This is a genomic window from uncultured Agrobacterium sp. (genome assembly GCF_913777885.1).
GTDB lineage: Bacteria > Pseudomonadota > Alphaproteobacteria > Rhizobiales > Rhizobiaceae > Agrobacterium.
The window spans coordinates 193,002-217,982 of the sequence record NZ_CAJYTV010000017.1 but is presented as its reverse complement, the minus strand read 5'-3'; the positions used below and the strand labels follow the sequence as shown (position 1 = coordinate 217,982).

At 59.5% G+C, this 24,981-nt stretch carries 24 protein-coding genes and 2 riboswitches; of the genes, 6 read left to right on the top strand and 18 right to left on the bottom strand.

Annotated features, from left to right (window positions below; genetic code table 11):
* Positions 1-12: 12 nt before the first annotated feature.
* Positions 13-1,422: a 3-isopropylmalate dehydratase large subunit gene (gene leuC, locus QZ869_RS16170; protein ID WP_296105916.1), complete on the bottom strand. Its 1,410-nt coding sequence runs from the start codon at positions 1,420-1,422 to the stop codon at positions 13-15.
* A gap of 453 nt (positions 1,423-1,875) precedes the next feature.
* On the opposite strand from leuC, the gene QZ869_RS16165 reads away from it, so the two are divergent.
* Positions 1,876-3,168, top strand: coding sequence for an MFS transporter (locus tag QZ869_RS16165; RefSeq protein ID WP_296105914.1), 1,293 nt, complete (start codon positions 1,876-1,878; stop codon positions 3,166-3,168).
* Between the two features lie 5 nt (positions 3,169-3,173).
* Here QZ869_RS16165 and QZ869_RS16160 read toward each other — a convergent pair whose 3' ends face one another.
* The 3 genes from QZ869_RS16160 to rplS all read right to left on the bottom strand — a co-directional run bounded on the left by QZ869_RS16160 (position 3,174) and on the right by rplS (position 5,580).
* Positions 3,174-3,989, bottom strand: a complete 816-nt coding sequence (locus QZ869_RS16160; RefSeq protein ID WP_296105912.1) for an amino acid ABC transporter permease — start codon at positions 3,987-3,989, stop codon at positions 3,174-3,176.
* A 36-nt stretch (positions 3,990-4,025) separates the two neighbouring features.
* A complete protein-coding gene (locus tag QZ869_RS16155; RefSeq protein ID WP_296076386.1) occupies positions 4,026-4,841 on the bottom strand; it encodes a transporter substrate-binding domain-containing protein in 816 nt (271 codons plus the stop codon).
* Positions 4,842-5,034: 193 nt separating this feature from the next.
* Positions 5,035-5,580 carry a 50S ribosomal protein L19 gene (gene rplS / locus QZ869_RS16150; protein WP_296105910.1) on the bottom strand — a complete coding sequence of 182 codons (546 nt, stop codon included), beginning with the start codon at positions 5,578-5,580 and terminating at the stop codon, positions 5,035-5,037.
* 261 nt (positions 5,581-5,841) lie between these two features.
* Between rplS and QZ869_RS16145 the strand changes: the two genes are divergently transcribed.
* Entirely contained in the window at positions 5,842-6,588 is a 747-nt protein-coding gene (locus QZ869_RS16145) for a sulfite exporter TauE/SafE family protein (RefSeq protein WP_296098920.1), read from the top strand.
* Here QZ869_RS16145 and trmD read toward each other — a convergent pair.
* The 5 genes from trmD to ffh form a co-directional block, all read right to left on the bottom strand.
* Positions 6,570-7,268, bottom strand: coding sequence for a tRNA (guanosine(37)-N1)-methyltransferase TrmD (trmD, locus tag QZ869_RS16140; protein ID WP_296098922.1), 699 nt, complete (start codon positions 7,266-7,268; stop codon positions 6,570-6,572). The two genes, QZ869_RS16145 and trmD, sit on opposite strands and share 19 nt — an antisense overlap.
* 4 nt (positions 7,269-7,272) lie before the next feature.
* Entirely contained in the window at positions 7,273-7,848 is a 576-nt protein-coding gene (rimM, locus tag QZ869_RS16135; protein ID WP_296098924.1) for a ribosome maturation factor RimM, read from the bottom strand.
* 135 nt (positions 7,849-7,983) lie between these two features.
* Positions 7,984-8,361 (bottom strand): 30S ribosomal protein S16, encoded by a 378-nt coding sequence (rpsP, locus tag QZ869_RS16130; RefSeq protein ID WP_296013982.1) that lies wholly within the window; start codon positions 8,359-8,361, stop codon positions 7,984-7,986.
* A gap of 32 nt (positions 8,362-8,393) precedes the next feature.
* Positions 8,394-8,711, bottom strand: coding sequence for a chorismate mutase (locus tag QZ869_RS16125; RefSeq protein ID WP_062444677.1), 318 nt, complete (start codon positions 8,709-8,711; stop codon positions 8,394-8,396).
* An 8-nt stretch (positions 8,712-8,719) separates the two neighbouring features.
* A complete protein-coding gene (gene ffh / locus QZ869_RS16120) occupies positions 8,720-10,288 on the bottom strand; it encodes a signal recognition particle protein (protein ID WP_296105908.1) in 1,569 nt (522 codons plus the stop codon).
* A gap of 335 nt (positions 10,289-10,623) precedes the next feature.
* On the opposite strand from ffh, the gene QZ869_RS16115 reads away from it, so the two are divergent.
* Positions 10,624-11,697 carry an MBL fold metallo-hydrolase gene (locus QZ869_RS16115; protein WP_296098930.1) on the top strand — a complete coding sequence of 358 codons (1,074 nt, stop codon included), beginning with the start codon at positions 10,624-10,626 and terminating at the stop codon, positions 11,695-11,697.
* A gap of 39 nt (positions 11,698-11,736) precedes the next feature.
* On the opposite strand, the gene QZ869_RS16110 is transcribed toward QZ869_RS16115, so the two are convergent.
* The 7 genes from QZ869_RS16110 to QZ869_RS16080 all read right to left on the bottom strand — a co-directional run bounded on the left by QZ869_RS16110 (position 11,737) and on the right by QZ869_RS16080 (position 20,004).
* A complete protein-coding gene (locus QZ869_RS16110; protein WP_296035060.1) occupies positions 11,737-13,158 on the bottom strand; it encodes a M48 family metalloprotease in 1,422 nt (473 codons plus the stop codon).
* 353 nt (positions 13,159-13,511) lie between these two features.
* Positions 13,512-14,228, bottom strand: a complete 717-nt coding sequence (locus QZ869_RS16105) for an ATP-binding cassette domain-containing protein (protein WP_296073699.1) — start codon at positions 14,226-14,228, stop codon at positions 13,512-13,514.
* Positions 14,225-15,844, bottom strand: coding sequence for a thiamine/thiamine pyrophosphate ABC transporter permease ThiP (gene thiP / locus QZ869_RS16100; RefSeq protein ID WP_296105906.1), 1,620 nt, complete (start codon positions 15,842-15,844; stop codon positions 14,225-14,227). Before thiP ends, QZ869_RS16105 begins: the two co-directional genes overlap by 4 nt.
* Before the next feature lie 19 nt (positions 15,845-15,863).
* Positions 15,864-16,877, bottom strand: a complete 1,014-nt coding sequence (thiB, locus tag QZ869_RS16095) for a thiamine ABC transporter substrate binding subunit (protein WP_296105904.1) — start codon at positions 16,875-16,877, stop codon at positions 15,864-15,866.
* 38 nt (positions 16,878-16,915) lie between these two features.
* A riboswitch (TPP riboswitch) is annotated at positions 16,916-17,024 on the bottom strand.
* Between the two features lie 44 nt (positions 17,025-17,068).
* A complete protein-coding gene (locus QZ869_RS16090) occupies positions 17,069-17,461 on the bottom strand; it encodes a VOC family protein (protein ID WP_296098937.1) in 393 nt (130 codons plus the stop codon).
* A gap of 61 nt (positions 17,462-17,522) precedes the next feature.
* Positions 17,523-19,349, bottom strand: coding sequence for an ABC-F family ATP-binding cassette domain-containing protein (locus tag QZ869_RS16085; protein WP_296105902.1), 1,827 nt, complete (start codon positions 19,347-19,349; stop codon positions 17,523-17,525).
* A gap of 4 nt (positions 19,350-19,353) precedes the next feature.
* A complete protein-coding gene (locus tag QZ869_RS16080) occupies positions 19,354-20,004 on the bottom strand; it encodes a thiamine diphosphokinase (RefSeq protein WP_296105900.1) in 651 nt (216 codons plus the stop codon).
* Between the two features lie 90 nt (positions 20,005-20,094).
* Positions 20,095-20,171, top strand: a riboswitch (SAM riboswitch).
* Between the two features lie 62 nt (positions 20,172-20,233).
* Here QZ869_RS16080 and metA point away from each other — a divergent pair.
* Entirely contained in the window at positions 20,234-21,160 is a 927-nt protein-coding gene (gene metA, locus QZ869_RS16075) for a homoserine O-succinyltransferase (protein ID WP_296073712.1), read from the top strand.
* 99 nt (positions 21,161-21,259) lie between these two features.
* Positions 21,260-22,285 carry an aldose epimerase family protein gene (locus QZ869_RS16070; RefSeq protein ID WP_296013965.1) on the top strand — a complete coding sequence of 342 codons (1,026 nt, stop codon included), beginning with the start codon at positions 21,260-21,262 and terminating at the stop codon, positions 22,283-22,285.
* Between the two features lie 3 nt (positions 22,286-22,288).
* Here QZ869_RS16070 and mtgA read toward each other — a convergent pair whose 3' ends face one another.
* Positions 22,289-22,939, bottom strand: a complete 651-nt coding sequence (gene mtgA / locus QZ869_RS16065) for a monofunctional biosynthetic peptidoglycan transglycosylase (RefSeq protein WP_363315912.1) — start codon at positions 22,937-22,939, stop codon at positions 22,289-22,291.
* A 252-nt stretch (positions 22,940-23,191) separates the two neighbouring features.
* Between mtgA and QZ869_RS16060 the strand changes: the two genes are divergently transcribed.
* The gene (locus tag QZ869_RS16060; protein WP_296098941.1) at positions 23,192-24,091 is read left to right on the top strand and encodes a polyprenyl synthetase family protein; all 900 of its coding nucleotides are present in this window, start codon (positions 23,192-23,194) and stop codon (positions 24,089-24,091) included.
* 199 nt (positions 24,092-24,290) lie between these two features.
* On the opposite strand, the gene QZ869_RS16055 is transcribed toward QZ869_RS16060, so the two are convergent.
* Positions 24,291-24,953: an OmpA family protein gene (locus tag QZ869_RS16055; protein WP_296073717.1), complete on the bottom strand. Its 663-nt coding sequence runs from the start codon at positions 24,951-24,953 to the stop codon at positions 24,291-24,293.
* Between the last annotated feature and the right edge of the window lie 28 nt (positions 24,954-24,981).

Genomic DNA, 24,981 nt, shown 5'->3' with positions numbered 1-24,981 from the left:
CACGGAGAATGCTTACTGCCACTCACGCACATCGACGAAGTGACCTGCAACCGCTGCGGCTGCAGCCATGGCAGGCGAAACCAGATGTGTGCGGCTCTTGTAGCCCTGACGTCCTTCGAAGTTGCGGTTCGAGGTGGAGGCGCAACGCTCGCCGGGTGCCAGACGGTCGTCATTCATCGCCAGGCACATGGAGCAGCCCGGCTCGCGCCACTCGAAGCCTGCCTCGAGGAAGATCTTGTCCAGACCTTCCTTCTCGGCCTGTTCCTTGACGAGGCCGGAGCCCGGCACGATCATGGCCGAAACGGTTGGCGCTACCTTGCGGCCTTCGACGATCTTGGCGGCGGCGCGCAGATCCTCGATGCGGCCATTGGTGCAGGAGCCGATGAACACGCGATCGATGGCGATATCGGTCATCTTGGTGCCGGGCTTCAGGCCCATATAGTCGAGCGCGCGCCACTTGGAATTGCGCTTGTTCTCATCGGCAATATCGTCCGGGTTCGGCACGATGCCTTGAACCGAAACGACGTCTTCCGGAGACGAGCCCCAGGAGACGATGGGCGGCAGGTTGGCAGCGTCCAGAATGACGACCTTGTCGTAATGGGCACCCTCATCCGATTTCAGCGTCTTCCAGTAGGCGATCGCCTGCTCCAGCGTTTCGCCCTGCGGCGCGCGCGGCTTGTCCTTGATGTAGTCGAAGGTCGTCTCGTCCGGTGCGATCAGGCCAGCGCGCGCGCCACCCTCGATCGTCATGTTGCAGACGGTCATGCGGCCTTCCATCGACAGCGAGCGGATCGCCTCGCCGGCAAATTCGATGACATGGCCCGTGCCGCCGGCGGTGCCGATCTCGCCGATGATGGCAAGGATGATGTCCTTGGCCGTCACGCCGTCCGGGATCTTGCCATCCACACGCACCAGCATGTTCTTGGCCTTCTTCTGGATCAGCGTTTGCGTCGCCAGCACGTGCTCGACTTCGGACGTGCCGATACCATGCGCCAAGGCGCCGAAAGCCCCGTGGGTGGAGGTGTGGCTATCCCCGCAAACGATCGTCATGCCCGGCAGGGTGAAGCCCTGCTCCGGTCCGACGATGTGAACGATGCCCTGGCGCTTGTCGCGCTCGGAATAATATTCGAGGCCGAATTCCTTGGCGTTCTGCGCCAGCGCTTCCACCTGGATGCGGCTTTCCTCGTTCTTGATGCCTTCCACGCGGTCGGCCGTGGTCGGCACGTTGTGGTCGACGACGGCCAGTGTGCGGGTGGGGGAATGAACCGGACGACCGGCCATGCGCAGGCCTTCGAAAGCCTGCGGCGACGTCACCTCATGCACCAGGTGACGGTCGATATAGAGAAGACAGGTTCCATCGGGATCGCGATTGACGACGTGATCATCCCAGATTTTATCATACAGAGTACGCGGTGCGCTCATGGCTTTATCCATTCGAATGTCAAAAAGGAAAGTGGGGATGTGGAGTAAAGGCCGACAGCCTTCTCAGGCCATCAGGCGGACGTAAGTCGGCCATTGAACGCGCCGGAAATACGCGCGAAAAATCGTGCAGGCAGACGCTTGTGATCCTGCAACACGAAAATATTTGGCGCGAGACATCCGAATTTCGATCCCATGGCCATTTCATAGCAGATCGGCTTTTCAACAGCAACATGGCGCTTTGTGATTGAAAACGGCTGGTAGGCTATTTAAGAAATCTCTTTTTGTGCAATGCAAAAAGAAATGCCGGACGTTGCGTGCGGGATAAATGTCTCGCGTCAGACGTTAGGACGGCACCGGAACCGCTTGCTCAACCATGCCGTGAAGGCTGCGTGAGACACGGTCTCGTCAACTCGGGCAGCACCTCGGCGTGCCGCCGACAGGGAGGGATACACATTGGTATCTGAAAAAACACTTATTTCAAAAATCACATGGCGCCTGATGCCATTTCTCGGCATCCTTTATCTCATCGCCTATATCGACCGTCAGAATGTCAGCTTCGCCAAGCTGCAGATGGTCGGCGATCTGGGGCTGAGCGAATATGCCTATGGCCTTGGCGCGTCGCTGTTCTTCATCGGCTATTTCATCTTCGAAGTGCCGAGCAACCTTCTGCTGAACCGCTTTGGCGCAAGGCTCTGGTTTGCCCGCATCATCATCTCCTGGGGGCTTGTGACGATTGCGCTCGCCTATACCAGCAGCCCCACCATGTTCTATATCCTGCGCTTTCTTCTCGGCGTCTGCGAGGCCGGTTTCTTTCCCGGCGTCCTCTATCTCCTGACGCTGTGGTTCCCGCGCGATTATCGCGGCCGCATGGTCGGCCTTTTCATGATCTTCTCAGCACTTGCCAACGCCATCGGCGCACCGCTTGGCGGAATGCTGCTCGATTTGGACGGCCTTTGGGGTTATGCGGGTTGGGAGTGGGTTTTCCTTGCGACCGGCATTCCGGCGGTGATCGCAGGTATCGTCACCATCTTCTATCTCGACGATAAGCCGGAAACGGCTGCGTTCCTGTCTCAGGACGAGAAGGACTGGCTGCATAAACGCATCGCTTCGGAGAATTCCGGCATGGACGAACATGCAGAGGACGGTTTCCGTGCGCTGATCAATCCGCGCGTCCTTTTCATGTCGCTCTGCTATGTGGGCTTTCCGCTCGCTGCCTATGGCCTCAGCTACTGGCTGCCGACCATCGTCAAGAGCTTCGGCGTGTCGAACACCGCGAATGGCTTCATCAACATCATTCCGTGGCTGATCGTTGCCGTTGCACTTTATCTGGTGCCGTCGGCTGCCGACCGGTCTGAGAAGAAGATCACCTATATCGTCGTGCCTGCCTTTGTCGGCGCCTTCTGCCTCCTGATGTCCGCTTTGATGACCGCGCCAGTTGCGCAGTTCGCCTTCCTCTGCATCGCAGCCGCTGGCATCTTTGCCGGACAACCCGTGTTCTGGAGCCTTCCAGGACGCTTCCTGAGGGGTGCCGGTGCAGCCGCAGGTCTTGCGGCAATCAACTCGGTCGGCAATCTCGGCGGCTTCGTCGCCCAGAACGTCGTTCCCTGGATCCGCGACGAAACGGGAAGCACCATCGCTCCGATGTTCTTCCTCTCGGCCTGCCTTGCGATTGCCGGCGTGCTCGTGATCATCGCCGGACGCATGATCGCCAGGCAGATCACCTCACAGCCACACTTGAAGGCCTGAGGCCCTCAACGCCCCTGCTTGCGGCGCATCCCTTTTTCGATGCGCCGCAAGATCAGCGACAATCCGAGCGTCAGGATCAGATAGACGTAAGCCACGATGGAATAGGTCTCGAAGAAGCGGAAAGATCCGGCCGCATAGACCTTGCCCAGTTGGGTGATATCCGCCACCCCCAGCACCGAGACCAGCGAGCTATCCTTCACCATCGAAACGAAATCATTGGAGAGCGGTGGAAAGATCGTCCGCACCGCCTGCGGAAAGATCACCAGCCTGAAACGCTGGTAGCGGCTAAGCCCAAGCGCCTTGACAGCCTCGATCTGGCCAGGATCCACCGCCTCGATACCGGCCCGAAAAATCTCGGCAAGAAATGCCCCGTAGCACAGTGTCAGCGCAAGGATCGCACGCCACATCAGGGAAAAGTCGCGCACGATAACCGGCTCGACCCAACCCGCAGCAATCAGTGGCGTGAACAGCCAGTTGATGAAATCGACCAGCAGCGGCGCCCCGGCAAAGGCGATGTAGAACAGCACCACCAGGATCGGAATGCCGCGCATCGTCTCGATGTAGAAACGCGCGATCTGCCGCAGGACAATATGATCGGCCATGCCGAGGAGGGCGATCAACAAACCCCAGAGGCAGGCAAGAAAGAAGGCCACCAGCGTGACGAAGATCGTCATGCCCATGCCATTGATGACGGTGGTGAAGACCTGGGCATAGACGCCATTGACGGCAATCACCACGGCAAGAATAGCGCCGATACCGATGAGCGCCACCAGCCACCAGGGAAAGTCATCTGTCGCCTGTTTCGAATGCGGACGGTTCACGCCGGAACGCTCCAAGGCGATGAAAGGCCCATTCGCTTATTCGCCAAGCTTGTAGTCCAGGAACCACTTCTTATCGAGCGCGGCAAAGGTGCCATCGGCCTTCAAGGCAGCAATCGCGGCATTGACGGGTGCCACGAGATCGGAGCCCTTCTTGAAGATGAAGCCGAAATCGTCGCCGCCGAGTGGTCCACCGATGAGCTTCAGCGTGCCGTTCGACGAATCGACATAGCCCTTGCCCGCAACGCCGTCGGTCAGCACCAGGTCGACATCCCCGGTGCGCAGCGCCTGCACGGTGGCACCGAAGGTCTCCATCAGCTTGATGCGCGGGTTCTGCTCATTGCCATCGAGAATATCGTAAACGGCCGTGTAGAAAGGCGTTGTGCCAGCCTGAGCACCGACCAGCCCCTTGTCGAAGGCCGCAAAGCTCTTGGCATCGGTAAAGCGCGTCTCGTCTGCCCGCACCAGCATGAACATTTCCGAGCGCATGTAGGGATTGGAAAAATCCACCTTCTCCTTGCGCTCGTCCTTGATGCTGATGCCGGTCATGCCGATGTCGTACTGCCCGGCGGAGACAGCTGGAATCATCGCATCCCATGAGGCGTTCTGATACTCGACCTTGGCATTCAGCCGCTTGGCAATCTCGTTCATCGCATCATATTCCCAACCGATCGGCTTGCCCGTCTTCGGGTCGACGAATTGCAGCGGCGGATAGGCATTCTCCGTCACCACGACGATTTCACGACCCTTCAGATCCGGCAGATCAGCGGCCGATGCGAGAACCGGCGATAATAGCGTGGCAGCGATAGCGATGAAAAACGAGCGTCTGAACAATGGCGGTCTCCTGAAACACATGCCGGAAATTGACACGCTTTAAAGCAGCCACGCAAGAGACATGCGTTTCAAGAAAGCGGGGTTTGTTAGAATGCCGCCAAGGCTCTTGACCGCGCGTCGCCATAGAACGCCGGGTGGCGCGCGACGCAGCAAACCCCAAAAACAAAAAAGGCGGCCAGAAGACCGCCTTTTCGATAATCCTAAAGGGAAAAGCTTATTCAGCTGCACCTTCAGCAGCATTTGCTGCTGCAGCTTCTTCAGCTGCCTTGGCTTCAGCGGCTTCTGCTGCTGCCTTTTCGGCGGCCAGAGCCTGTGCTGCTGCAACCTTTTCAGCTTCGATGCGTGCCTTTTCGTCGGCAGCAGCCTGACGCTCGGCGTCGTTGAGCTTGCGAGCGCGAACGCCGGTGTCTTCAACGATACGAGCGGACTTACCGCGACGGTCGCGCAGGTAGTAGAGCTTCGCACGGCGAACCTTACCACGGCGAACGATCTCAACGCCTTCAACCAGCGGAGAGTAAACCGGGAATACGCGCTCTACGCCTTCGCCGTAGGAGATCTTGCGAACGGTGAAGTTCTCGTTGAGACCGCCGCCGGAGCGAGCGATAACGACGCCTTCGTAAGCCTGTACGCGGGTACGGTTACCTTCCGTAACGCGCACGTTGACGCGAACGGTGTCACCAGGAGAAAATTCAGGAAGCTTGCGCTTTGCTTCGATCTTGGCGGCCTGTTCGGCTTCCAGCTGTGCAATAATGTTGGTCATGTTAACCTCTGAGTTCTTCTGAAACAGCCAGAGCGCTCAACGAGATCATTCCTTGGATCTTGTCCTTGGAATTATGCCTTGCGGCAGGAGCGGGTTCGCCATTCTTTGCTTGCGGTTAATGGGCATAAGCCCAATTCCACGCGGGCCAATACAGGAAGATCGCCGCTTTGTCATCCCTTTCGTGACAATATTTTGTCGGTCGTGACCTGATTGTCGGAAACCATATCTGCTTATATGGGAGATGGAACGCCGGGAGGGGCCATGTCCATTGCAATCATTCTCATGCTGTTCGTCAGCGGTTTTCTGTCCGGCGCGGTCAATGCCATTGCCGGCGGCGGTACATTCCTGACTTTCGGTGCCATGACCGTGGCGGGTATCGCCCCCATTTCCGCCAATGCCACCTCCTCCATCGTCCAGTTTCCCGGCTACGTCACCTCGGTCATCGCCTACTGGCCGGAAATTCGCGCCCACTGGAAGGGCGCGGTCCTGCTCTCCATTCTCTCGATCCTTGGCTCGACGGGGGGCGCCCTGCTGCTTCTCTCGCTCGACAACCCGTCCTTCCGCCAGATGGTGCCGTGGCTGCTGCTTGCTGCCACCGCCCTCTTTGCCGCAGGCCCCTGGCTTCGCCCGCGCTCGGACGAAGAGCATCCGAAGAGCAATGTCGCCAGCCTAATCGGCCAGTTCTTCACCTCGATCTATGGCGGATTCTTTGGTGCCGGCATGGGCATCATGATGCTGGCGGTGCTAGGATTGACCGCAGGCGGCACCTATCATCATCTCAACGCGCTGAAGAACCTGCTCGCGGTCGTCATTGCCGCTGTCGCCATCGTCGTCTTCGTCGGCGGTGGCGTGGTTGCTTGGCACGCGGCGCTGATCATGATCCCGGCATCGGCTCTCGGCGGCTATTGCGGCGTCTATCTCGCCCGCCGCGTTCCACAATGGATCATCCGAGCATTGGTGATCACGGTCGGGCTATTGCTGACGGGCTACTACTTCTTCACCGCTTGAGTTTCGGCCAGCAGATCCGGGCGGCGCTCTCTCGTCAGAGCCAGCGCCTGCTCATGCCGCCATTTGTCGATCAGCTTGTGATTGCCCGAGGTCAAAACGGTGGGAATGTCCCGGCCCTCCCATACCTGCGGCCTTGTGTAGTGCGGATGTTCCAGAAGCCCGCCTTCGAAACTCTCATGCACGCCGGACAGATCGTTGCCCATCACGCCGGGAAGAATGCGCACCACCGCATCGAGAAGCGTCAGCGCTGCGGGCTCGCCGCCCGAAAGAATATAGTCGCCGATGCAAACCTCTTCGAGACCGCGCGCATCGATCACCCGTTGATCCACGCCTTCGAAACGACCGCAGATGATGATGACGCCTTCGCCTGCCGCCAGTTCCCGCACGCGTTCCTGCGTCAAAGGCTTGCCACGCGGGCTCATCAGCAGGCGTGGTCGCGTATCGCCTTCAGAGACGGCGTCGATGGCCGCTGCCAGCACATCGGGTTTCAGCACCATGCCAGCACCGCCACCTGCTGGGGTGTCATCGACGCTGCGATGCTTGTCGGTGGCAAAATCGCGGATCTGCACCGGCTCCATCTGCCATTGGCCGCGCTCCAGCGCCTTGCCTGCCAGCGAATAGGAAAGATGCCCCGGAAACATTTCCGGGTAGAGCGTCAGCACGGTTGCCTTGAAGCGCATCGGCTTACTTCTTGCCCTTGCCGAAGATCGGATGATCGGGATCGTCCTTGCCGTCTTCCGGATTGTCGATCAGCCCCGCGGCAAAAGGATCGATCAGGATCTTTCCGCCCTCCAGATCGATTTCGAGAACGGCGGCTTCGGTGAACGGGATGAGTGCCGGACGGCGTCCCGCCCCTTTGAGTTCCAGGAGATCGCCCGCACCGAAATCGTGCACGGCGCTGACCGAACCATAGCTCTTGCCCTCGGCATCGACCACATCGAGACCTTCCAGATCGGTGTAGAAGAATTCGTCCTCATCCAGATCTTCGTCCGGCAGATTATCGCGATCGATGAACAGCTCGAGTCCGTTCAGAGCCTCGGCAGCGTTGCGGTCGTTGATGCCGCGGAAGCGCACGATGACAACATTCTTGCCTTGGCGCGCCTCTAGAATTTCGAACACGCGCCCGTCTGCGGCGACCAGATTGCCGTAATCGCCAAGCGCCATGGGATCGTCGGTATAGGAGCTGACCCGCACCTCGCCGCGCAAGCCTTGAGCTGCGCCAATCTTGGCCATGAGAATGGGGTTTTCCAGCTTTGCCATTGAACCGTCCGTTGTCGCGTCTTGTGCGAATGATTTTAGTGCCTGGCCGATCTGTCGCCAAGCCCTTGGGGAGTAAACATGAAAACGGGCGGCGCGGAAACCGTGCCACCCGTTTCTATAAAGGATAAACCAGACTTATTCTGCAGCAGCAGCTTCAGCGGCAGCAGCAGCGGCGTCTTCAGCCTTCTGCTTCTTCTCGGCAACGCGCTCGAGAGCCTTCTTGCCTGGCTTTGCCTTTTCAGGGTTGCTGCGAGCGTCGCGCGTGGCAATGCCGGCTTCAGCGAGGAAGCGCAGAACGCGGTCGGTCGGCTGTGCGCCCTTTGCGAGCCATTCCTTGACGAGATCGCCATTGATCTGGATGCGATCGGCGCTGTCCTTAGGCAGCATCGGGTTCCAGGAGCCGACCTTCTCGAGGAAGCGGCCGTCACGCGGGCTGCGTGCGTCAGCTACGACGATCTGGTAGTACGGGCGCTTCTTGGAACCACCGCGTGCGAGACGAATTTTCAGTGCCATGTGAGTTCTCCTTATAATGGCTTGCCCGCCGGTCAGGCGGTCTTTTCTGTGCCGTTGTGTTCAGCGGCAATGGCTTCATGATGCCGGATGACTTCCTTGATGATGAAGTTCAGGAACTTCTCGGCGAAATCCGGATCCAGATTGGCATCCTTGGCCAGACGGCGCAGGCGTTCGATCTGGTATTCTTCGCGCGCCGGGTCCGCCGGCGGCAAATCGTAGGTGGCCTTCAACACGCCCACCGCCTTGGTACAGCGGAAACGTTCGGCCAGCATGTGCACCAGTGCGGCATCGACATTGTCGATGGACTGGCGGTATTCAGCGAGTTTTTCTTTGACGTCTGTCGTGGTCACGGATGGCCTCACTTCTTCTTGCCAAAACCGGGAAGCCCCGGAAGACCGCCGAGGCCCGGTAGCTTGCCGCCACCCAGACCAGGCAATCCGCCCGGCAACCCACCAAGACCGGGAGGCAGAGCACCCGGCTTGCCGAGACCTGCGGCTTCCGCCTGCCTCTGCAGCGCTTCAAGCTGCTTGGGGTCCATATTGGCGAGATCAGGCATACCACCCATGCCGCCGAGACCCATCTTGCCGGCCAGACCGCCCATCATCTGCTTCATAATACCGCCCTTGCCCTTGCCGCCCATGGCTTTCATCATATCGGCCATGCCGCGATGCATCTTGAGCAGCTTGTTGATTTCGGCGGCATCCGTGCCCGAACCGGCAGCGATGCGCTTCTTGCGGCTATGTTTGAGAATATCCGGATTGGCGCGCTCGGCCTTGGTCATCGAGGAGATGATCGCCAGTTGACGGTCGAACATCTTGTCGTTCAGACCGGCAGAGGCCATCTTGTCCTTCATGCCGGCCATGCCGGGCATCAGGCCCATGATGCCGCCCATGCCGCCCATCTTCTGCATCTGGCGCAGCTGATCGGCCAGATCGTTGAGGTCGAACTTGCCCTTGGCCATCTTCTCGGCCATGGCGCGGGCTTTTTCCGCATCGATATTTTCGGCCGCCTTTTCGACCAGCGAAACGATATCGCCCATGCCGAGAATGCGGTCTGCAATACGGCGTGGATGAAACTCATCCAGCTCGTTCATGCGCTCGCCGGTACCGATCAGCTTGATCGGCTTGCCGGTGACGGCGCGCATCGAAAGGGCTGCACCGCCGCGGCCATCGCCATCCATACGGGTCAGAACGAGACCGGTAATGCCGACGCGCTCATCGAAATTGCGCGCCAGATTGACGGCGTCCTGACCGGTCAGGCTGTCGGCAACCAGCAGGATTTCGTGCGGATTGGCCTTCTTCTTGATGTCGGCCATTTCCAGCATCAACGGCTCGTCGATGTGGGTACGACCGGCGGTATCGAGGATCACGACATCATGGCCGCCAAGCTTTGCCGCCTGAACCGCGCGCGAAGCGATATCGGTCGGAGACTGGCCGGCGACGATCGGCAGCGTGTCGATGCCGGTCTGCACGCCAAGCTGGCGCAGCTGCTCCTGGGCTGCGGGACGGCGCGTATCGAGAGATGCCATCAGCACCTTCTTCTTCTCGCGATCCGTCAGCCGCTTGGCAATCTTGCCGGTGGTGGTCGTCTTACCCGAACCCTGCAGACCCACCATCATGATGACGACGGGGGCCGGCGCATGCAGATCGACCGACACGCCTTCCGAACCCAGCATCTCGACAAGCTCGTCATGGACGATCTTGACGACCATCTGGCCGGGCTTGATGGATTTCAGAACAGAGGCGCCAACCGCCTTCTCACGCACCTTTTCGGTGAAGGTGCGAACGACTTCCAGCGCCACGTCCGCTTCAAGAAGCGCACGGCGAACCTCACGCAGCGCTGCGGAAACATCGGCTTCCGAAAGCGAGCCACGGCCGGTCAGTCCATTCAGAATGGAGCCAAGGCGGTCCTGGAGGTTTTCAAACATCTGTTCTTCCTTCTTCGTTTCGGTTTCCCGAAACGTCGGTGCTTTTACTGGCAAAAACAAGACGCCCAAGAACGCGCAAAGCCAAAAAGCACCCGAGGGCGCATCGCGCTGTCGGGTGTTGACCTCCGGGATCTCTTTATACCTTTGCGGGTCCCGGTCGGTGGCTTGGAGTCTTGAAACTGCCAGCTGATCGGGCGGGATAAACAGGAAATGCGCGCCAAAGTCAAGGCAAGTCCGGCGTTTTGGCGAAACGCCCTCAATTTGACGACTTCGGGGAGCGTCTTCTACGGGTCAGGCGCTTGTCGTTTATCCATCCGCTTCCTATAGCTTATATCATGAACCGTCGAAACTTCTTTCGCCTCTCCGCCATTGGCGGCATCCTGCTTGCCAGCGGCGGCATTTTTGCCAGCCGCTCCTATGCCAGCGCTTACTACAAAGGCCCCGTTTCGGACCATTTCGACGGTGTTCGCTTCTTCAATCCCAATGGCGAACAGCCGAACGGCTTTGGCGACCTGATGAAATGGCGCTTCAACGGCCAAAAGGCGCAGTGGCCGGAGAGCTACCCAAGCCCCTATCCGACAGCCAAGCCTCAGGCCCGCGTCGAGGGCAAGGATCTGCGCGTCACATTCGTTGGCCACGCCTCCTTCCTCATCCAGACGGCGGGCTTGAATATTCTGATCGATCCGGTCTGGTCGCAGCGCACCAGTCCCTTCAGCTTTGTCGGACCCAAGCGCGTCAATCCGCCCGGTATTCGGTTCGAGGATCTGCCGCCGATCGATCTCGTTCTGGTCACGCATAACCACTACGACCACCTTGATCTTGAAACGCTTCACCGGCTGCATGTCGAGCACAAGCCGCATTTCGTCACGCCGCTTGGCAATGATGCGATCATCCGTACCCAGGTCGAGGCGGCGAAGATTTCGGTCGGAGACTGGGGCGACGCACTTGCCGTCAGCCCCGATGTCAAAATCCATTTCGAACCCTGCCACCACTGGTCGGCGCGCGGCGTCAATGATCGTCGCATGGCGCTATGGGCTGCCTTTGTTATCGAAACGCCAGGCGGCAAGATCTACCATATCGGCGATACCGGGTTTCACAGCGGATTGAACTATCACGCCGTCGCCAAGAAGCATGGCAGCTTCCGCCTCGCCAACCTGCCCTTCGGCGCCTATGAGCCGCGCTGGTTCATGAAGGGCCAGCACCAGAACCCCGCGGAAGCGGTCGAGGGCATGAAGATTTGCAATGCGGCCTATGCCTGCGGCCATCATTGGGGAACCGTGCAACTGACCGATGAGGCGATCGATGCGCCCATCATAGCGCTGGAAGCAGCACTAAAGGATCAGGGTGTCGCACGCGAAAAATTCCGCCCGATGCGTCCAGGCGAAGTGTTCGACGTTCCGACAGTCTGAGCGAGACTATGGATGCGAGGGCGCAGTAGCGCGCTCCGCTTACTCCGAAATGATCTTGACGCGCTGCCCCGGCTCGATGGCAGCCGTGGTGCTAAGTGCGTTCAGCACGCGGAAAAGCTCCAGCTTGCGATCCGTCCCCATCATCCGCGCGGCAAGCGAGGCGACTGTTTCACCCGGCTTGACTGTGACGACGCGGACACGAAGCGGCTTCAGCGAGGAAATTTCGGCAGGCGTCATCTTGCGGAAGCTGGAGCGCAGGAGATTTGCAACTGTGTCCAATTGCGTGCTGCCCTTCGGCACGGCAGTGAGGAAACGGAAAATCTGGTTGCCGACACGGATGACGGTGACGTCGAAATCCCACTTGTCGGCGCTGGCGCGGGCGGTGGCCGCTGGCAAGCCGTTGACCTGTATTTCCCGAACCGTATCCGGCAAAAGACCCGCCACCCAGCCGCTCGTCAGATAATTGGGCAAGCTCGTCTGCTTGGGATCGGCCACGCCATCGAAACGGATCGCCATATCGCCAGGGCCGGTTGCCAGAACCGCTTCCACCTTGTTGTCGATCTGGAAGCCTTCCGGCACGTCGAAGCGGATGCCGAGATTGCCATGCAGGAAGGTGTTGCCTCGGACATAGCCCTCTTGCGGGCTATCGCCATAGAGCAGACCATCGATGCCCGTGAGGAACCAGTCGCGACCCTTGTCACCCACCTGGCCTTCCTGGCCAAAGGCGCGGGCATGGCGCTTGGCAAGCTCGATACGCTGCGGCGTATTCGGATGGCTCGACAGGAAGTCGAGGCTCTGGTCGCTATCGGGATCGGCCGAGGTGAAGCGCGCATAAGCCGCCATGGAATCGAGGAAGCGCGGCGAGGCGTAAGGGTCGTAACCCGCCTCACCCAGCATCCGCACGCCGATCACGTCGGCCTGCAATTCCTGCTGGCGCGAGAAAGCGGCCAGACGAAGCTTGCCGCGCGCAAGCGCCTGCTTGCCGGCGAGATCGCTGGAAAGAACCTCCGCCACCACGCGGCTTGCAATGACTTCCGCCTCTTCGCGACGCTGACGCTCGATGCCATGATTGGCCGTGACGTGGCCCATTTCGTGCGACAGCACGGCTGCCACTTCAGACGCGTCATTGGCAAGCGCCAGCAGGCCGCGGGTCACATAGAGATAGCCGCCCGGCAGCGCGAAAGCGTTAATGGCTGGCGAATTTAAAATGGTGATGCGGTAGGACTGCTGTGGATTTTCCGACACCGCCGTCAGCGCACCGGTGATACGGGCGACCAGACGCTCGGTCTTCTCGTCGTGATATTCACCGCCATAGCTTGCGACGATGCGCGGATGCTCGCGCGCTCCCATCTGCGCACGCGGATCGTTCTTCTGCACCTCTTCCACGGTCTGTGGATTGTCTGAGGGTTTGAGTGTGGATTGGTAAGCCGGGCTGAACAGTGACTGGCATGAGGACAGCATCAATGCCGCGGCACCGAGGGCTACGATGCCCCGCCGCGAAATCGACCGCTTTTCCCTTTCGTGACCGTAGCGGCCCTTTGAGGCCTTCACACGCGTCATCATCCTGCCAGTCCGCTCCAAACGTTCCTGATCATCCGTTATATGCAGACCAGAATATCAGCTTACACCCCGCAGGCACCGAAATGCCTGAACATCCAAAACGATCCATATTTCGGAAAGACCCTGAAAAAAGACGTTCTCTATACATGTCTCAAATAGTTGAGCCTGATTGGCAAGTGCAAAAAATGAGCAGCTTCACTGCGTGTGTGGAGGATTGACACCCCCCCGCGTCCAAATTGTGGCGCAGCCATGCGCTACTGGTGGAGGAAATCCATCACCTGTGGGTGATCGGTTGCTGAGAAGAACGCCTGAGTCGTTCCCTGAAACACGATCTCGCCGTTGGACAGAAGGACCACTGTATCGGCCAGCCGGCGAATGTCGTCGGGATGATGGGTGACGAGGAGAACGGTGTTGTTGCTCTCCGCATGAAGCGCTTTCAACAGGCTTGCCATGCCTGCGCGTAAACCCGGGTCGAGCGCTGCGAAGGGTTCGTCCAGCAGCATGACGGAACGTTCGCGTACCAGCGCACGCGCAAGGGCTGCCCGCTGGCGTTCTCCCCCAGACATGCTCGACGGAAAGCGCTTCTCGAAACCGGCGAGCCCGACGCGTTCCAGCGCGGTCGTAATCCGAGCCTTATCTTCGCTGGACAGACGCAAAGAAGGATGGATGCCAAGCCCGATATTGGTGGCGATATCGAGATGGGCGAAGAGGTTGTTATCCTGAAAGATCAGCGACACTGGGCGTTCGGCCGGATCGTACTCGCTCATATCCTTAACCCCGATCAGCACACGGCCAGTTGCCGGCCTCTCGAAACCTGCGACGAGGTTGAGAAGGGTGGATTTACCCGAACCCGATGAGCCGACGACCGCCGTGACCCTGCCCGCCTGGAAGGACGTATCGAAGAGGAAATCCTGTTCCCCAAGCCTGAGCGACACCTGTTCGAGCCGCACATCCGCCTGACCGATATTCATGCTTTCGCTCTCTCGGATTGGCGCGAGACACCGCCCGCTGCTAGGATGAGGCAGATGATGCCAAGGATGAAGGCATAGCCCGCCGCGTCATTGCTGCGGTAGCTTCCCATATTGCTGTAGACCAGCCACGGCAAGGTGACGAAGCTTTCCGAACCGAAGAGCGCGACGGCGCCAAGATCACCAAGCGACAGCGCCATGGCAAAGGAAAAGGCCATGGCAAAGGCACGCCACAGAACCGGTAGATCGATCAGGCGAAAGCGCGAAAAGCCGGTGAGACCAAGACTGGCAACCAACCTGCCGGTTCTGGCCTGATGGGTGGCGAAGGCGGGTTCAAGAACGCGCATGGCGAAGGGCAAGGCCATCAGCATGTTGATGAGTGCCACAAGCAATGGCGCGAAGACGGAAACATCGCCGAAGGGGCGCAGCAGCAAAAACCATCCACTGCCCAGCACCACGGGCGGCACCAGAAGCACTATCGACGCGCCGCCACCCAAAATCGCCGAGAGAAGCTTCGCAAGCCGCCCAGGCTTGCTGCTATCCGAAATCACTTGCCGGGCGCGGATAAGCGCGACCGAGATCAGCACGGCCAGCGACGCGGAAACGAGCGCGATGGACAGGCTGGTGATCGCCGCACGACGGAACACCTCGGCACTCAAGAGGCGCCACAGGTCGGCAGTCAGGCCGGAGGCAGCGACTGCCACGAGCGGCGTCCCCACCAGAAGCACCGCAAGGACGAGGATTATACCGTCCCACAGCCGCCGTAACGGACGCGAAGCATCGAAACGACGAACCGCCTGGCCTTGCGTTTGCCCCTCCGCATCTGCCCCCGGCAGAAGCGAAAGCAGAGCCAGCAACAGGCCGGTCATGGCGATCTGCATCAGTGACAGCGCAATGGCGCGTGGCGGATCGAAATCGAAGCGCAATGCCTGATAGATCGCGACTTCGATGGTCGTCGCAGCCGGACCGCCGCCAAGTAGCAGTACCAGCGTGAAGCTTGTGGCGCAGAGCATGAAGATCAGCCCCGCCACCCCCGGCACCAACCGACGCACCACCGGCCATTCGATGAAGCGGAAGGCGGAGATAGCGTTCATGCCGAGAACGCTGCTCATGCGCCAATATTCACCCGGTATTCTTTCCAGCCCCGCCAAAAAGAAGCGCACGGCCAGAGGCAGATTGAAGAAGACATGGGCAATGAGAATGCCGGAAAGACCATAGATGCTGAAGGGCTGCTCCACCCCTGCGTAAAGAAGGGCCGTATTGAGCAGTCCCTGCCTACCCCAGATGGCTATCAGCCCCAAGGCACCGACGATCACCGGCAGCCCCATCGGCACCGCCATCAACCTTATGATCCAGATGCGGCCCGGAAAATCTCTCTGCCTCGCGAGTGCCAAGGCAACAGGCAGTCCGAGAGCCACCGAAAGCACGGTCGAGAGCGTTGCCTGCCAAAGGGTGAACCGGAGGATGCGCAGCGTATAGGGTTCGAAGAGGGCGCTCGACGCCGCATTGCTGTCAGAGGAAAGAAGCGCCGCGACCGCTAGCGCGATGAAGAGCAGCACGGCGGTGAATGCCGCCATGCCTCCCATCAAGAACCTGCGTCTGTCGCTGCGCGCAATCACCTGCGGCGTCGCCTAGCGCTTACTTCACGCTCATCGCGGTCAGCCACTCATCGATCCAGGCCTTGCGGTTCTTCGCCACCTCTTCCGGCGACATCAGGAACGTCTTGGTCGGCTGCACCAGCTTGCTGAACGCATCCGGCAGCGGCTGCGACGTGGCAGTGACCGGCATCATCCAGTTGTTTTCCGGAATGGCATCCTGAAAGCCGGGCGTAAGCATGAAAGCCAGGAATTTCTTGCCAAGCTCCTTTTCGGGCGCATTTTTCAACAGGCCAGCGACCTCGATCTGGATGTAATGGCCTTCCTCGAAGCTTGCGGCCTGATAGCGCTCGCTGTGCTCGGCCACCATATGGTAGGCGGGCGAGGTGGTATAGGAGAGCACCATCGGCACTTCGCCCTTGGTGAAGAGACCGTAGGATTCCGACCAGCCGGGCGTGACCGTCAGAACGCGGTTCTTGAGCTTCGTCCAAGCCTCCGGCGCCTTGTCGCCATAGACCGACTTGACCCACAGCAGCAGGCCGAGACCCGGCGTCGAGGTCCGAGGGTCCTGAATGGCGATCTTCTGCGACGGGTCGCCCTCCACCAGCTCTTTCAGGCTTTTGGGCGGGTTCTTCAGCGTCTGGGTGTCATAGATGACGGCGAAGTGGCCGTAGTCATATGGGACGAAGACGTCATCCTTGAAGCCGCCTGGGACTTTTGCCCCGGAAGCATCGACACCCGACGCTTCGAAAAGCCCGGTGTCCTTGGCTTCGGCGACAAGATTGGTATCGAGACCGACCACCACATCCGCCTTGGAGCCCGCACCTTCCAGCTTCAACCGGTTGAGGAGCGCCACGCCATCGGCCACGCCGACGAAGTTGACGGTGCAATCGCAGGTCTTCTCGAACGCTGCCTTCACCTTTGGGCCTGGACCCCACTCGGAGACGAAGCTCTCATAAGTATAGACGGTGAGGACTTTTTTATCCTGCGCAGAGGCGATGCCCGGCAGGAGGAAGGATGCGGCAACGAGGCCGGACAGCAAAAAACGAGGGTTCATCAGACACCTTCTCGAATGGGTTACGGGAATAGGCGTCTGGATGGAAGCCGTCTAATCCCTCCGCCGGTGTTAACCGGATCAGGTTCTTCGGGTTGGCATTCGCCTCTCAGCCTTGTCCCGAAAGACAAAGCACCCCGTTAGAGCGAGAAAAGATGTAATGTGACAATCGGTTATTGGCAAGACGCGAGAAGCTATGCCTGCTCCGTCATATGCACGAGTTCCCAGACGTGGCCGTCTGGATCCTGGAAGCTGCCTGCATACATGAAGCCTTGATTCTGTACCGGCTTCCACTCCTGCCCGCCGGAAGAGAGTGCCGTTTTCAACATGCTGTCGATTTCCTCACGGCTGGAGGCGGATAGGCAGGTCAGAACTTCCGTGCTGCTCTTTGCATCGGCAATCTCGCCATTGATGAAATCGCGAAACCGCTCCTCCTGAAGCAGCATGACGAAGATGTTCTTCTCGACGATCATGCACAGCGTGCGCTCATCCGAATATTCCGGATTGAAACTGAAGCCGAGCGCGGTGAAGAAGGCTTTCGATGTCTCGATATTCTTGACCGGCATATTGACGAAGATCATGCGCATGGGCGGGCTCCTCCCTGTTGGAACAAAGCAGAGCCCATATTTACGCGCCTGTCAAAGAGGCCTAGCCTTCCATCTCTTCGCGCAGCATCTCAAGCTCCAGCCATTCTTCCTCCATGACCTCCAGCTTTTGGCGAAGCTTTGCCATTTCCTCCGCCAGCTTGTTGAAAGCGCCGGGGTCCTTGGCGAAAAGCTGCGGATCGGCCATTCGCTCTTCGCGCTTGGCGATTTCTTGCTGCAGCTTTTCCATTTCCTTCGGCAGATTTTCCAGCGCAAATTTCTGCTTGAAGGACAGCTTGCCCTTGCCCTTTGCAGGTTCAGTAGCGGGAGCGGCATTGGCCGAGACTTTCGCCTTCTCCTGCTTGTCCGAGCGCTTCTTGTCTTCTGCCGCACCCTTACGCTGCGCCATCATGTCGGAATAGCCGCCTGCATATTCGATCCAGCGGCCATCCGGCGCATCCGGATTGGCGGGCGCAATGGTCGAGGTCACGGTGCGATCAAGGAAATCACGGTCGTGGCTGACGAGAATGACGGTGCCCGAGAAGCTTGCGACGATTTCCTGAAGCAGGTCCAGCGTCTCGATATCGAGATCGTTCGTCGGCTCATCGAGGATGAGAAGGTTGGTCGGTCTTGCCAGGATACGCGCTAGAATAAGACGGGCGCGCTCGCCACCGGACAGATTGCGGATCGGCGTGCGGGCCTGTTCCGGCTGGAAGAGGAAGTCCTTCATATAGCCGGTCACATGCTTCTGCTCGCCGTTGACCAGCAGGCTTTCACCACGACCGTCGGTCAGGTAATGTGCCAGCGTGTCGTTCGGATTGAGGTCTTCGCGCTTCTGGTCGAGTGTCGCGATTTCCAGATTGGTGCCGAGCTTCACCGTGCCGCTATCGGGCGCGAGCGTACCTGTCAGCATCTTGAGCAGCGTGGTCTTGCCTGCACCATTCGGCCCGACGAGACCGATGCAATCGCCGCGATGCACCCGCAGCGAAAAGGGTGCGACGATGGTACGATCGCCATAGGCCTTGGTGATGGCCTCCGCCTCGATCACCAGCTTGCCGGATTCGCGCGCTTCCACGGCTGTGGCCTGTACCGAGCCCTGCGGCCCCTTGTGGCCGCGATAGGCGGCGCGCATGTCGCGCAACTCTCCGACGCGGCGCATGTTGCGCTTGCGCCGTGCCGTCACGCCATAGCGCATCCAGTGCTCTTCGCGCTCGACGGCCTTGCCGAGCTTGTGCTGCTCAAGCTCTTCCTCTTCCAGCACCTTGTCGCGCCATTCCTCGAAATGGCCGAAGCCACGGCTGAGCCTGCGGGACTGGCCGCGATCGAGCCAGACGGTGGCGGTCGACACCTTCTCAAGGAAGCGACGGTCGTGCGAAATCAGCACAAGCGCGCTTCGCGTCTGCTGCAATTCGCTTTCCAGCCATTCGATGGTCGGAAGATCCAGATGGTTGGTCGGCTCGTCCAGCATCAGAATATCCGGCTCGGGCGCCATCACTCGGGCAAGTGCGGCACGGCGCGCTTCCCCACCGGAAAGGCTCGAAGGATTTTCTTGGCCGGTCAGCCCTAGATGTTCGAGAATATAGCTGACGCGATACGGATCGTCGCCCGGCCCCAGACCCGACTCGGCATAGGCCTGCACCGTCTCGTAAGCGCCGAAATCCGGCGCCTGCTCCAGATAGCGGATCGTCGCGGACGGATGACGGAACACCTCGCCGGACTGCGCTTCCACCAGACCGGCGGCAATCTTCATCAGCGTCGATTTGCCCGAACCGTTACGGCCGACAAGGCAGATGCGGTCGCCCGGCTCCACCTGCAGATTGGCGCCGTCGAGCAGCGGGGTCACGCCGAAGGTCAGCTCGATGTCGTCGAGTTTCAGAATGGGGGGTGCCAAGGCATCAGGCTCCGGTCAGATCGTAAGGACGGGCAAGGACGATAGCCTTGCCGCTTTTAAGGCGAAGGCGAATGTCGCCCTCAGCCACGTTGGACATAGTGCGCGATGAGCCGAAGGCAAGCGCAAAATCACTGAGGGGATAGCGGGCGTTCTCGATATCGAGGCCCGAAAGGGCCGTAAAACCGGCAACAGAAAACAGCGAGCCGCGCGGCAGATCGAGCACCAAATCGCCGGCAAGCAGCGGAAAAGCTTCTTCCTCACCAGACGTCAGCACCACCTGAAGTCCGCGTTCGGCCAGCGCCACAGCATAGAGCAGATGAAACTGCGCATGGTCGGATCGCTCGCCGGCAAGCGCGCCGACCAGCGTCAGGCGTTTCGCACCTCGCGCCAAAGCCTCGGAAACGGCAATCTCGCCATCCGTCTCCCCCTTGGCGGCGGGAAAAGGCTGTTGCGGCACAGCCGGCCATTCCTGCACCAGAAACGCATCGGCGGAATCGAAATCGCCCACCCACAATTCCGGTTGAAGCCCGAGCGGCCTGGCATGTTTCATGCCGCTATCGGCGGCAATCACCCGTGATCCGGCAACCGCACGGCGCAGGCGCTCCGTCACGACGATATCGCCGCCCAGCAGAATGGTGAAATGATCCGATGTCATGCCCTGCCTTATCGCGAAACACCACCTCAAGGAAAGGCGCAAACGCCGCAAAAGGCGGCCATATTGATTTTTCAGCCAGACAGGATTATGACAGCCAGCAGTGGTGATTTGCCGACCGGCTTGCAGCCACTTTAAAGAAGTCGCTAAAGGGTCGAGGAAAAAGGCAATTTCCGAGGACCGGTCGCGATTTCGCTGCCGGTTTTTTTGTGTTTGGACGTGAGAGTTCGCGATGCCCATCAAGATTCCCGATACGCTTCCCGCCTTCGAAACCCTCGTCAATGAGGGTGTACGGGTCATGACCGAGACCATGGCGATCCGTCAGGATATCCGCCCGCTACAGATCGGGCTCTTAAACCTCATGCCGAACAAGATCAAGACCGAAATCCAGATGGCTCGCCTTGTCGGCGCGTCGCCGCTTCAGGTGGAGCTGTCGCTGGTGCGTATCGGCGGCCACCGTGCCAAGAACACGCCGGAAGAACACCTCCTCTCCTTCTACGAGACGTGGGAAGAGGTGCGCCACCGCAAGTTCGATGGCTTCATCATTACCGGCGCGCCCGTCGAGACGCTGGCCTATGAGGACGTGACCTACTGGGACGAGATGAAGAAGATCTTCGACTGGACGGAAACCAATGTCCATTCGACGCTGAATGTCTGCTGGGGGGCAATGGCGGCGATCTATCATTTCCATGGCGTGCCGAAGCATGAGTTGAAGCAGAAGGCCTTCGGCGTCTATCGCCACCGCAATCTCTGCCCTGCTTCCATCTATCTCAACGGCTTCTCCGACGATTTCCAGGTGCCGGTGTCGCGCTGGACGGAGGTGCGTCGCGCCGACATCGAAAAGCATCCCGATCTCGAAATCCTGATGGAATCCGAGGAAATGGGCGTGTGTCTCGTGCATGAGAAGCGCGGCAAGCGGCTCTACATGTTTAACCATGTGGAATATGACTCCACCTCGCTCGGGGACGAGTATTTCCGCGACGTCAATTCCGGCGTGCCGATCAAGCTGCCGCATGATTATTTCCCGCACAACGACCCATCACTGACGCCGCTCAACCGGTGGCGCAGCCACGCGCATCTGTTCTTCGGCAACTGGATCAACGAGATCTATCAGACGACCCCTTACGCATTGGAGGAGATCGGCAAGGCCTCGGCCTGACACGATCGCTTCTGCGAAAAACGCATTTTCCGACGTTGCGTCAGCCGCCAAAATGGCGCAACGTCCGGCACAAATTGCGAGCGATAGGGAGAATGTCGGATGAGTGACGCAAGCGTTCGGGAGAATTTCGGCCTGACAGCGACCGGCGAAAAGGTCGAACGGGTGACGATCAGCGCTGGCGGCCTGACGGCCAAGGTTATAACCTGGGGTGCGGTCATTCAGGATCTGCGGCTTGAGGGACATCAGCCGCCGCTGGTTCTTGGCTTCGACGGGTTTGACGACTATCCGAAATACTCCTCCTATTTCGGCGCGACACCGGGCCGAAACGCCAATCGTATCGGTGGCGGCAAGTTTTCCATCGACGGCAAAGACTACCAGCTGGAGCTGAACGAGAAGGGCGTGTCGCATTTGCATGGCGGAAGCGACGGCACGGGCAAGCGCAACTGGATGATCATGGAGCACGGACCAAGCCATGTCGTGCTGCAGATCATAGATCCCAACGGTCGCGCTGGTTACCCAGGCAATTGCACGATGACGGCAACCTACACGATCCGCGAGGGCGGTGTGCTGTCGGTTGTCTATGAGACGACGACCGACCTGCCGACGATCGCCAATGTCTGCCAGCATTCCTATTTCAATCTCGACGGCGCCGAGACCGCCCTCGGCCATCATATCGAAATTGCCGCCGATCATTATCTGCCAACCGATGAGCGCCAGATTCCAACCGGCGAAATCCGCTCCGTCTCCGGAACGGTCTTCGATCTGCGTGAGCCGACATTGATGAGCCGGAAGGACGACCATGGCGAACAGGTGCTCTACGACCACAATTTCTGCCTTTCGGCAGAGCGTGTGGCCAAGCGCATGGTCGCGCATGTCCACGCGCCAGCCTCCGGCATTTCGCTCGATGTTCACACAACCGAACCCGGCGTTCAGTTCTATTCTGGTTTCAAGCTGAACACTGCCGTTCCGGGACATGACGGACGCCATTACGGCCCCTTCGCGGGCTTCTGCCTGGAAACGCAGATCTGGCCGGATGCCATCAATCACGAAGGCTTCCCGAAAGCGATCCTGCGTCCCGGCGAAACGCTTCGCCAGGAAACGGATTACATCTTCACCAAAGACTAAAGCCTATCGGTCCAGCACGCAGCCGACATAAGCGCCGGAGCCTCTTGCCCGGCGCTCGATAAGCCCCGCGAGACGCTGCATCCCGCGACCGGGCTTGCTAGCATTGCGATCGATCGGGTTCGGCAAGGACACGGCAAGTAATGCTGCCTGCCGGGAGCTGAGTTTCGACGCTGGCACCTTGAAATGGTACTGCGCCGCGGCCTCGATGCCGTAGATACCGGGGCCCCATTCGGCGATGTTGAGATAGATTTCCATCATCCGCTGTTTCGACCAGATGAAGTCGGATACGAGCGCAAGCGGCAGTTCCAGTCCCTTGCGGATGAAGGACCGACCGTTCCAGAGAAATAGGTTCTTGGCCGTCTGCATCGGAATGGTGCTGGCGCCTCGTGTCGCCTCGCCTTCCAGTGCGTCATTGACGACTCCCTGCATCTGATTCCAGTCCACCCCGCCATGGAAACAGAACTGGCCGTCTTCCGACATCATCACCGACTGGATGAGCCGAGGCGAGATATCCTCCAGAGGCACCCATTGCCGGTCGTAGCCTTGGAAAGTCACCAGATCGGCAAGCATTAGCGTCGAGATGGGTCGGATGAAGGGAATGGCATAAACGGGGATCAGCAGATAGGGCAGGACTAACAGCGCCAGCAGAAACATGCCGACACGTTTGGCGAGGCTCTTGATATCCAATTTGGGCCTGCTCTCCTCGTCGGGAAGCGCCTCATACTCCCTTTCGCTTTCCGGCGTACTGCTCACATCCCGTCCCCACTCGTTCAGATCAAGCCTTTCATATTCCGCTCGCACCATCAAGGCTACTCACCAGGGCGAAGTTCCACACCCGTTCAACAAAACATTTGCCAGCCCTTTTACCCCATGCCAAACAGCCGCGAGATGTAAGGAAGCGGTGCCATGACATTCGAGACACGGCTGCGCGATAACGCGGCAAGCACGGAAAAACTGCTGGCAGAGATCCTGACGGACAAGGTCGGTTATGACGAGATCGCACGGCCGGCCAACCTGCTGGATGCCATGCGCCATGGCGTGCTGAACGGCGGCAAGCGCCTTCGGCCTTTCCTCGTCATCGAGACAGCGCGGCTGCTCGACGGCAATGAGGCTGCAGCGCTGCGTGTGGGCGCCGCGCTTGAATGTCTCCATTGCTACTCGCTGGTGCATGACGATCTACCCGCCATGGACGATGACGATCTGCGTCGCGGCCAGCCGACGGTCCACAAGAAGTTCGATGAGGCCACAGCCATTCTGGCGGGCGACAGCCTCCTGACGCTCGCTTTCGATATTATCGCGAGCCCGCAAACGCCGCTGACCGGCGATCAGAAGACGGCACTGGTGTTGGCGCTTTCGCGCGCTGCCGGCATTGGCGGCATGGCAGGCGGTCAGGCGCTCGATCTGGCGGCAGAAAAGCAGGCGCCGGATGAAGCGGGCATCGTGACCTTGCAGGCGATGAAAACAGGCGCGTTGCTGCGCTTTGCCTGCGAGGCAGGTGCAATCATTGCCGGAAACGACGCATCTCACCGCAAGACGCTGCGCAGCTTCGGCGAAAAGATCGGCCTCGCCTTCCAGCTTGCCGACGATCTTCTCGACCTCACCTCGGATGCCGCTACCATGGGCAAGGCAACCGGCAAGGATGCCGCTCGCGGCAAGGGCACGCTTGTGGCGTTACGCGGGGAAGACTGGGCGCGTGAAAAACTTCAGGAACAGGTGTGCGACGCGGCAACCCTGTTGGCCCCCTACGGAGAGAAGGCCGATATTCTGGTGCAAGCGGCCCGCTTCATAGCCGAGCGCAAAAGCTGAGAGCTAGAGCGCCATGCGTCTCACTGGACGCACCAAGGCGCTCTATCCTGTTTAATCTACGCATCATGCTTTTCCGAAAATCGATTCCGATTTTCGGGCCGATGTTGAAGCGCCTACCACGCCTGCACACCGTCTACACACACCAAAAAGGGCCGCCAAAGCAGCCCTCTTCGAAAACGATCATTGAGGTAAAAGGCTATTAGCCGTTTTGCGTCAACGGCGAGATCAGCACTTCCACGCGACGGTTCTGGGCGCGGCCGTCGGGCGTTGCGTTGGATGCCACTGGCTGCGACGGGCCGAAGCCCATGGTGGACATGCGGCGCTGATCGACGCCCTGGCTTCCCAAATAATTGGCAACCGAGGCGGCACGACGCTGCGAGAGCAACTGGTTGTGGTTCAGGCTGCCGGTGGAGTCGGTAAAGCCGTTGACGTCGATATAGGTCTTGTTGAACTTGTTCAGAACGATCGCCACAGAGTTCAGCGTCGGGTAGAATGGCGGAATCACCTGGTCTTGATCGGTTGCGAAGGTGATGTTGGACGGCATGTTGAGAACGATGCTGTCGCCACGGCGCGTCACCGATACGCCTGTACCCTGCAGCTGCTGGCGCAGTTCCGCTTCCTGATTGTCCATATAGCCGCCGATCGCGCCACCGGCGAGCGCGCCGATACCAGCACCGATCAGGGCGTTGCGGCCCTTGTTGCCGCCGCCGATGGCTAGGCCGCCAACCGCACCGGCCAGCGCGCCAAGCCCGGCACCGCCCGCCATGTTGGAGACCTTCTGCTCACCCGTATAGGGGTCGGTCGTGGTGCAGGCGGACAGGTAGGTTGCGGCAAGCGCAAGAACAGCAAACTTCTTGATCATTGAAATCATTGCTCCGTGAGTTTTTGGA

Bases quoted from the DNA above. Each gene is read 5' to 3' on its own strand.
- leuC (WP_296105916.1), bottom strand. From the start codon at position 1,422: ATGAGCGCACCGCGTACTCTGTATGATAAAATCTGGGATGATCACGTC.
- QZ869_RS16155 (WP_296076386.1), bottom strand. From the start codon at position 4,841: ATGTGTTTCAGGAGACCGCCATTGTTCAGACGCTCGTTTTTCATCGCT.
- rplS (WP_296105910.1), bottom strand. From the start codon at position 5,580: ATGACCAACATTATTGCACAGCTGGAAGCCGAACAGGCCGCCAAGATC.
- QZ869_RS16145 (WP_296098920.1), top strand. From the start codon at position 5,842: ATGTCCATTGCAATCATTCTCATGCTGTTCGTCAGCGGTTTTCTGTCC.
- trmD (WP_296098922.1), bottom strand. From the start codon at position 7,268: ATGCGCTTCAAGGCAACCGTGCTGACGCTCTACCCGGAAATGTTTCCG.
- rimM (WP_296098924.1), bottom strand. From the start codon at position 7,848: ATGGCAAAGCTGGAAAACCCCATTCTCATGGCCAAGATTGGCGCAGCT.
- rpsP (WP_296013982.1), bottom strand. From the start codon at position 8,361: ATGGCACTGAAAATTCGTCTCGCACGCGGTGGTTCCAAGAAGCGCCCG.
- ffh (WP_296105908.1), bottom strand. From the start codon at position 10,288: ATGTTTGAAAACCTCCAGGACCGCCTTGGCTCCATTCTGAATGGACTG.
- QZ869_RS16115 (WP_296098930.1), top strand. From the start codon at position 10,624: ATGAACCGTCGAAACTTCTTTCGCCTCTCCGCCATTGGCGGCATCCTG.
- QZ869_RS16110 (WP_296035060.1), bottom strand. From the start codon at position 13,158: ATGCTGTCCTCATGCCAGTCACTGTTCAGCCCGGCTTACCAATCCACA.
- QZ869_RS16105 (WP_296073699.1), bottom strand. From the start codon at position 14,228: ATGAATATCGGTCAGGCGGATGTGCGGCTCGAACAGGTGTCGCTCAGG.
- thiB (WP_296105904.1), bottom strand. From the start codon at position 16,877: ATGAACCCTCGTTTTTTGCTGTCCGGCCTCGTTGCCGCATCCTTCCTC.
- QZ869_RS16090 (WP_296098937.1), bottom strand. From the start codon at position 17,461: ATGCGCATGATCTTCGTCAATATGCCGGTCAAGAATATCGAGACATCG.
- QZ869_RS16080 (WP_296105900.1), bottom strand. From the start codon at position 20,004: ATGACATCGGATCATTTCACCATTCTGCTGGGCGGCGATATCGTCGTG.
- metA (WP_296073712.1), top strand. From the start codon at position 20,234: ATGCCCATCAAGATTCCCGATACGCTTCCCGCCTTCGAAACCCTCGTC.
- QZ869_RS16070 (WP_296013965.1), top strand. From the start codon at position 21,260: ATGAGTGACGCAAGCGTTCGGGAGAATTTCGGCCTGACAGCGACCGGC.
- mtgA (WP_363315912.1), bottom strand. From the start codon at position 22,939: ATGTTTCTGCTGGCGCTGTTAGTCCTGCCCTATCTGCTGATCCCCGTT.
- QZ869_RS16060 (WP_296098941.1), top strand. From the start codon at position 23,192: ATGACATTCGAGACACGGCTGCGCGATAACGCGGCAAGCACGGAAAAA.
- QZ869_RS16055 (WP_296073717.1), bottom strand. From the start codon at position 24,953: ATGATCAAGAAGTTTGCTGTTCTTGCGCTTGCCGCAACCTACCTGTCC.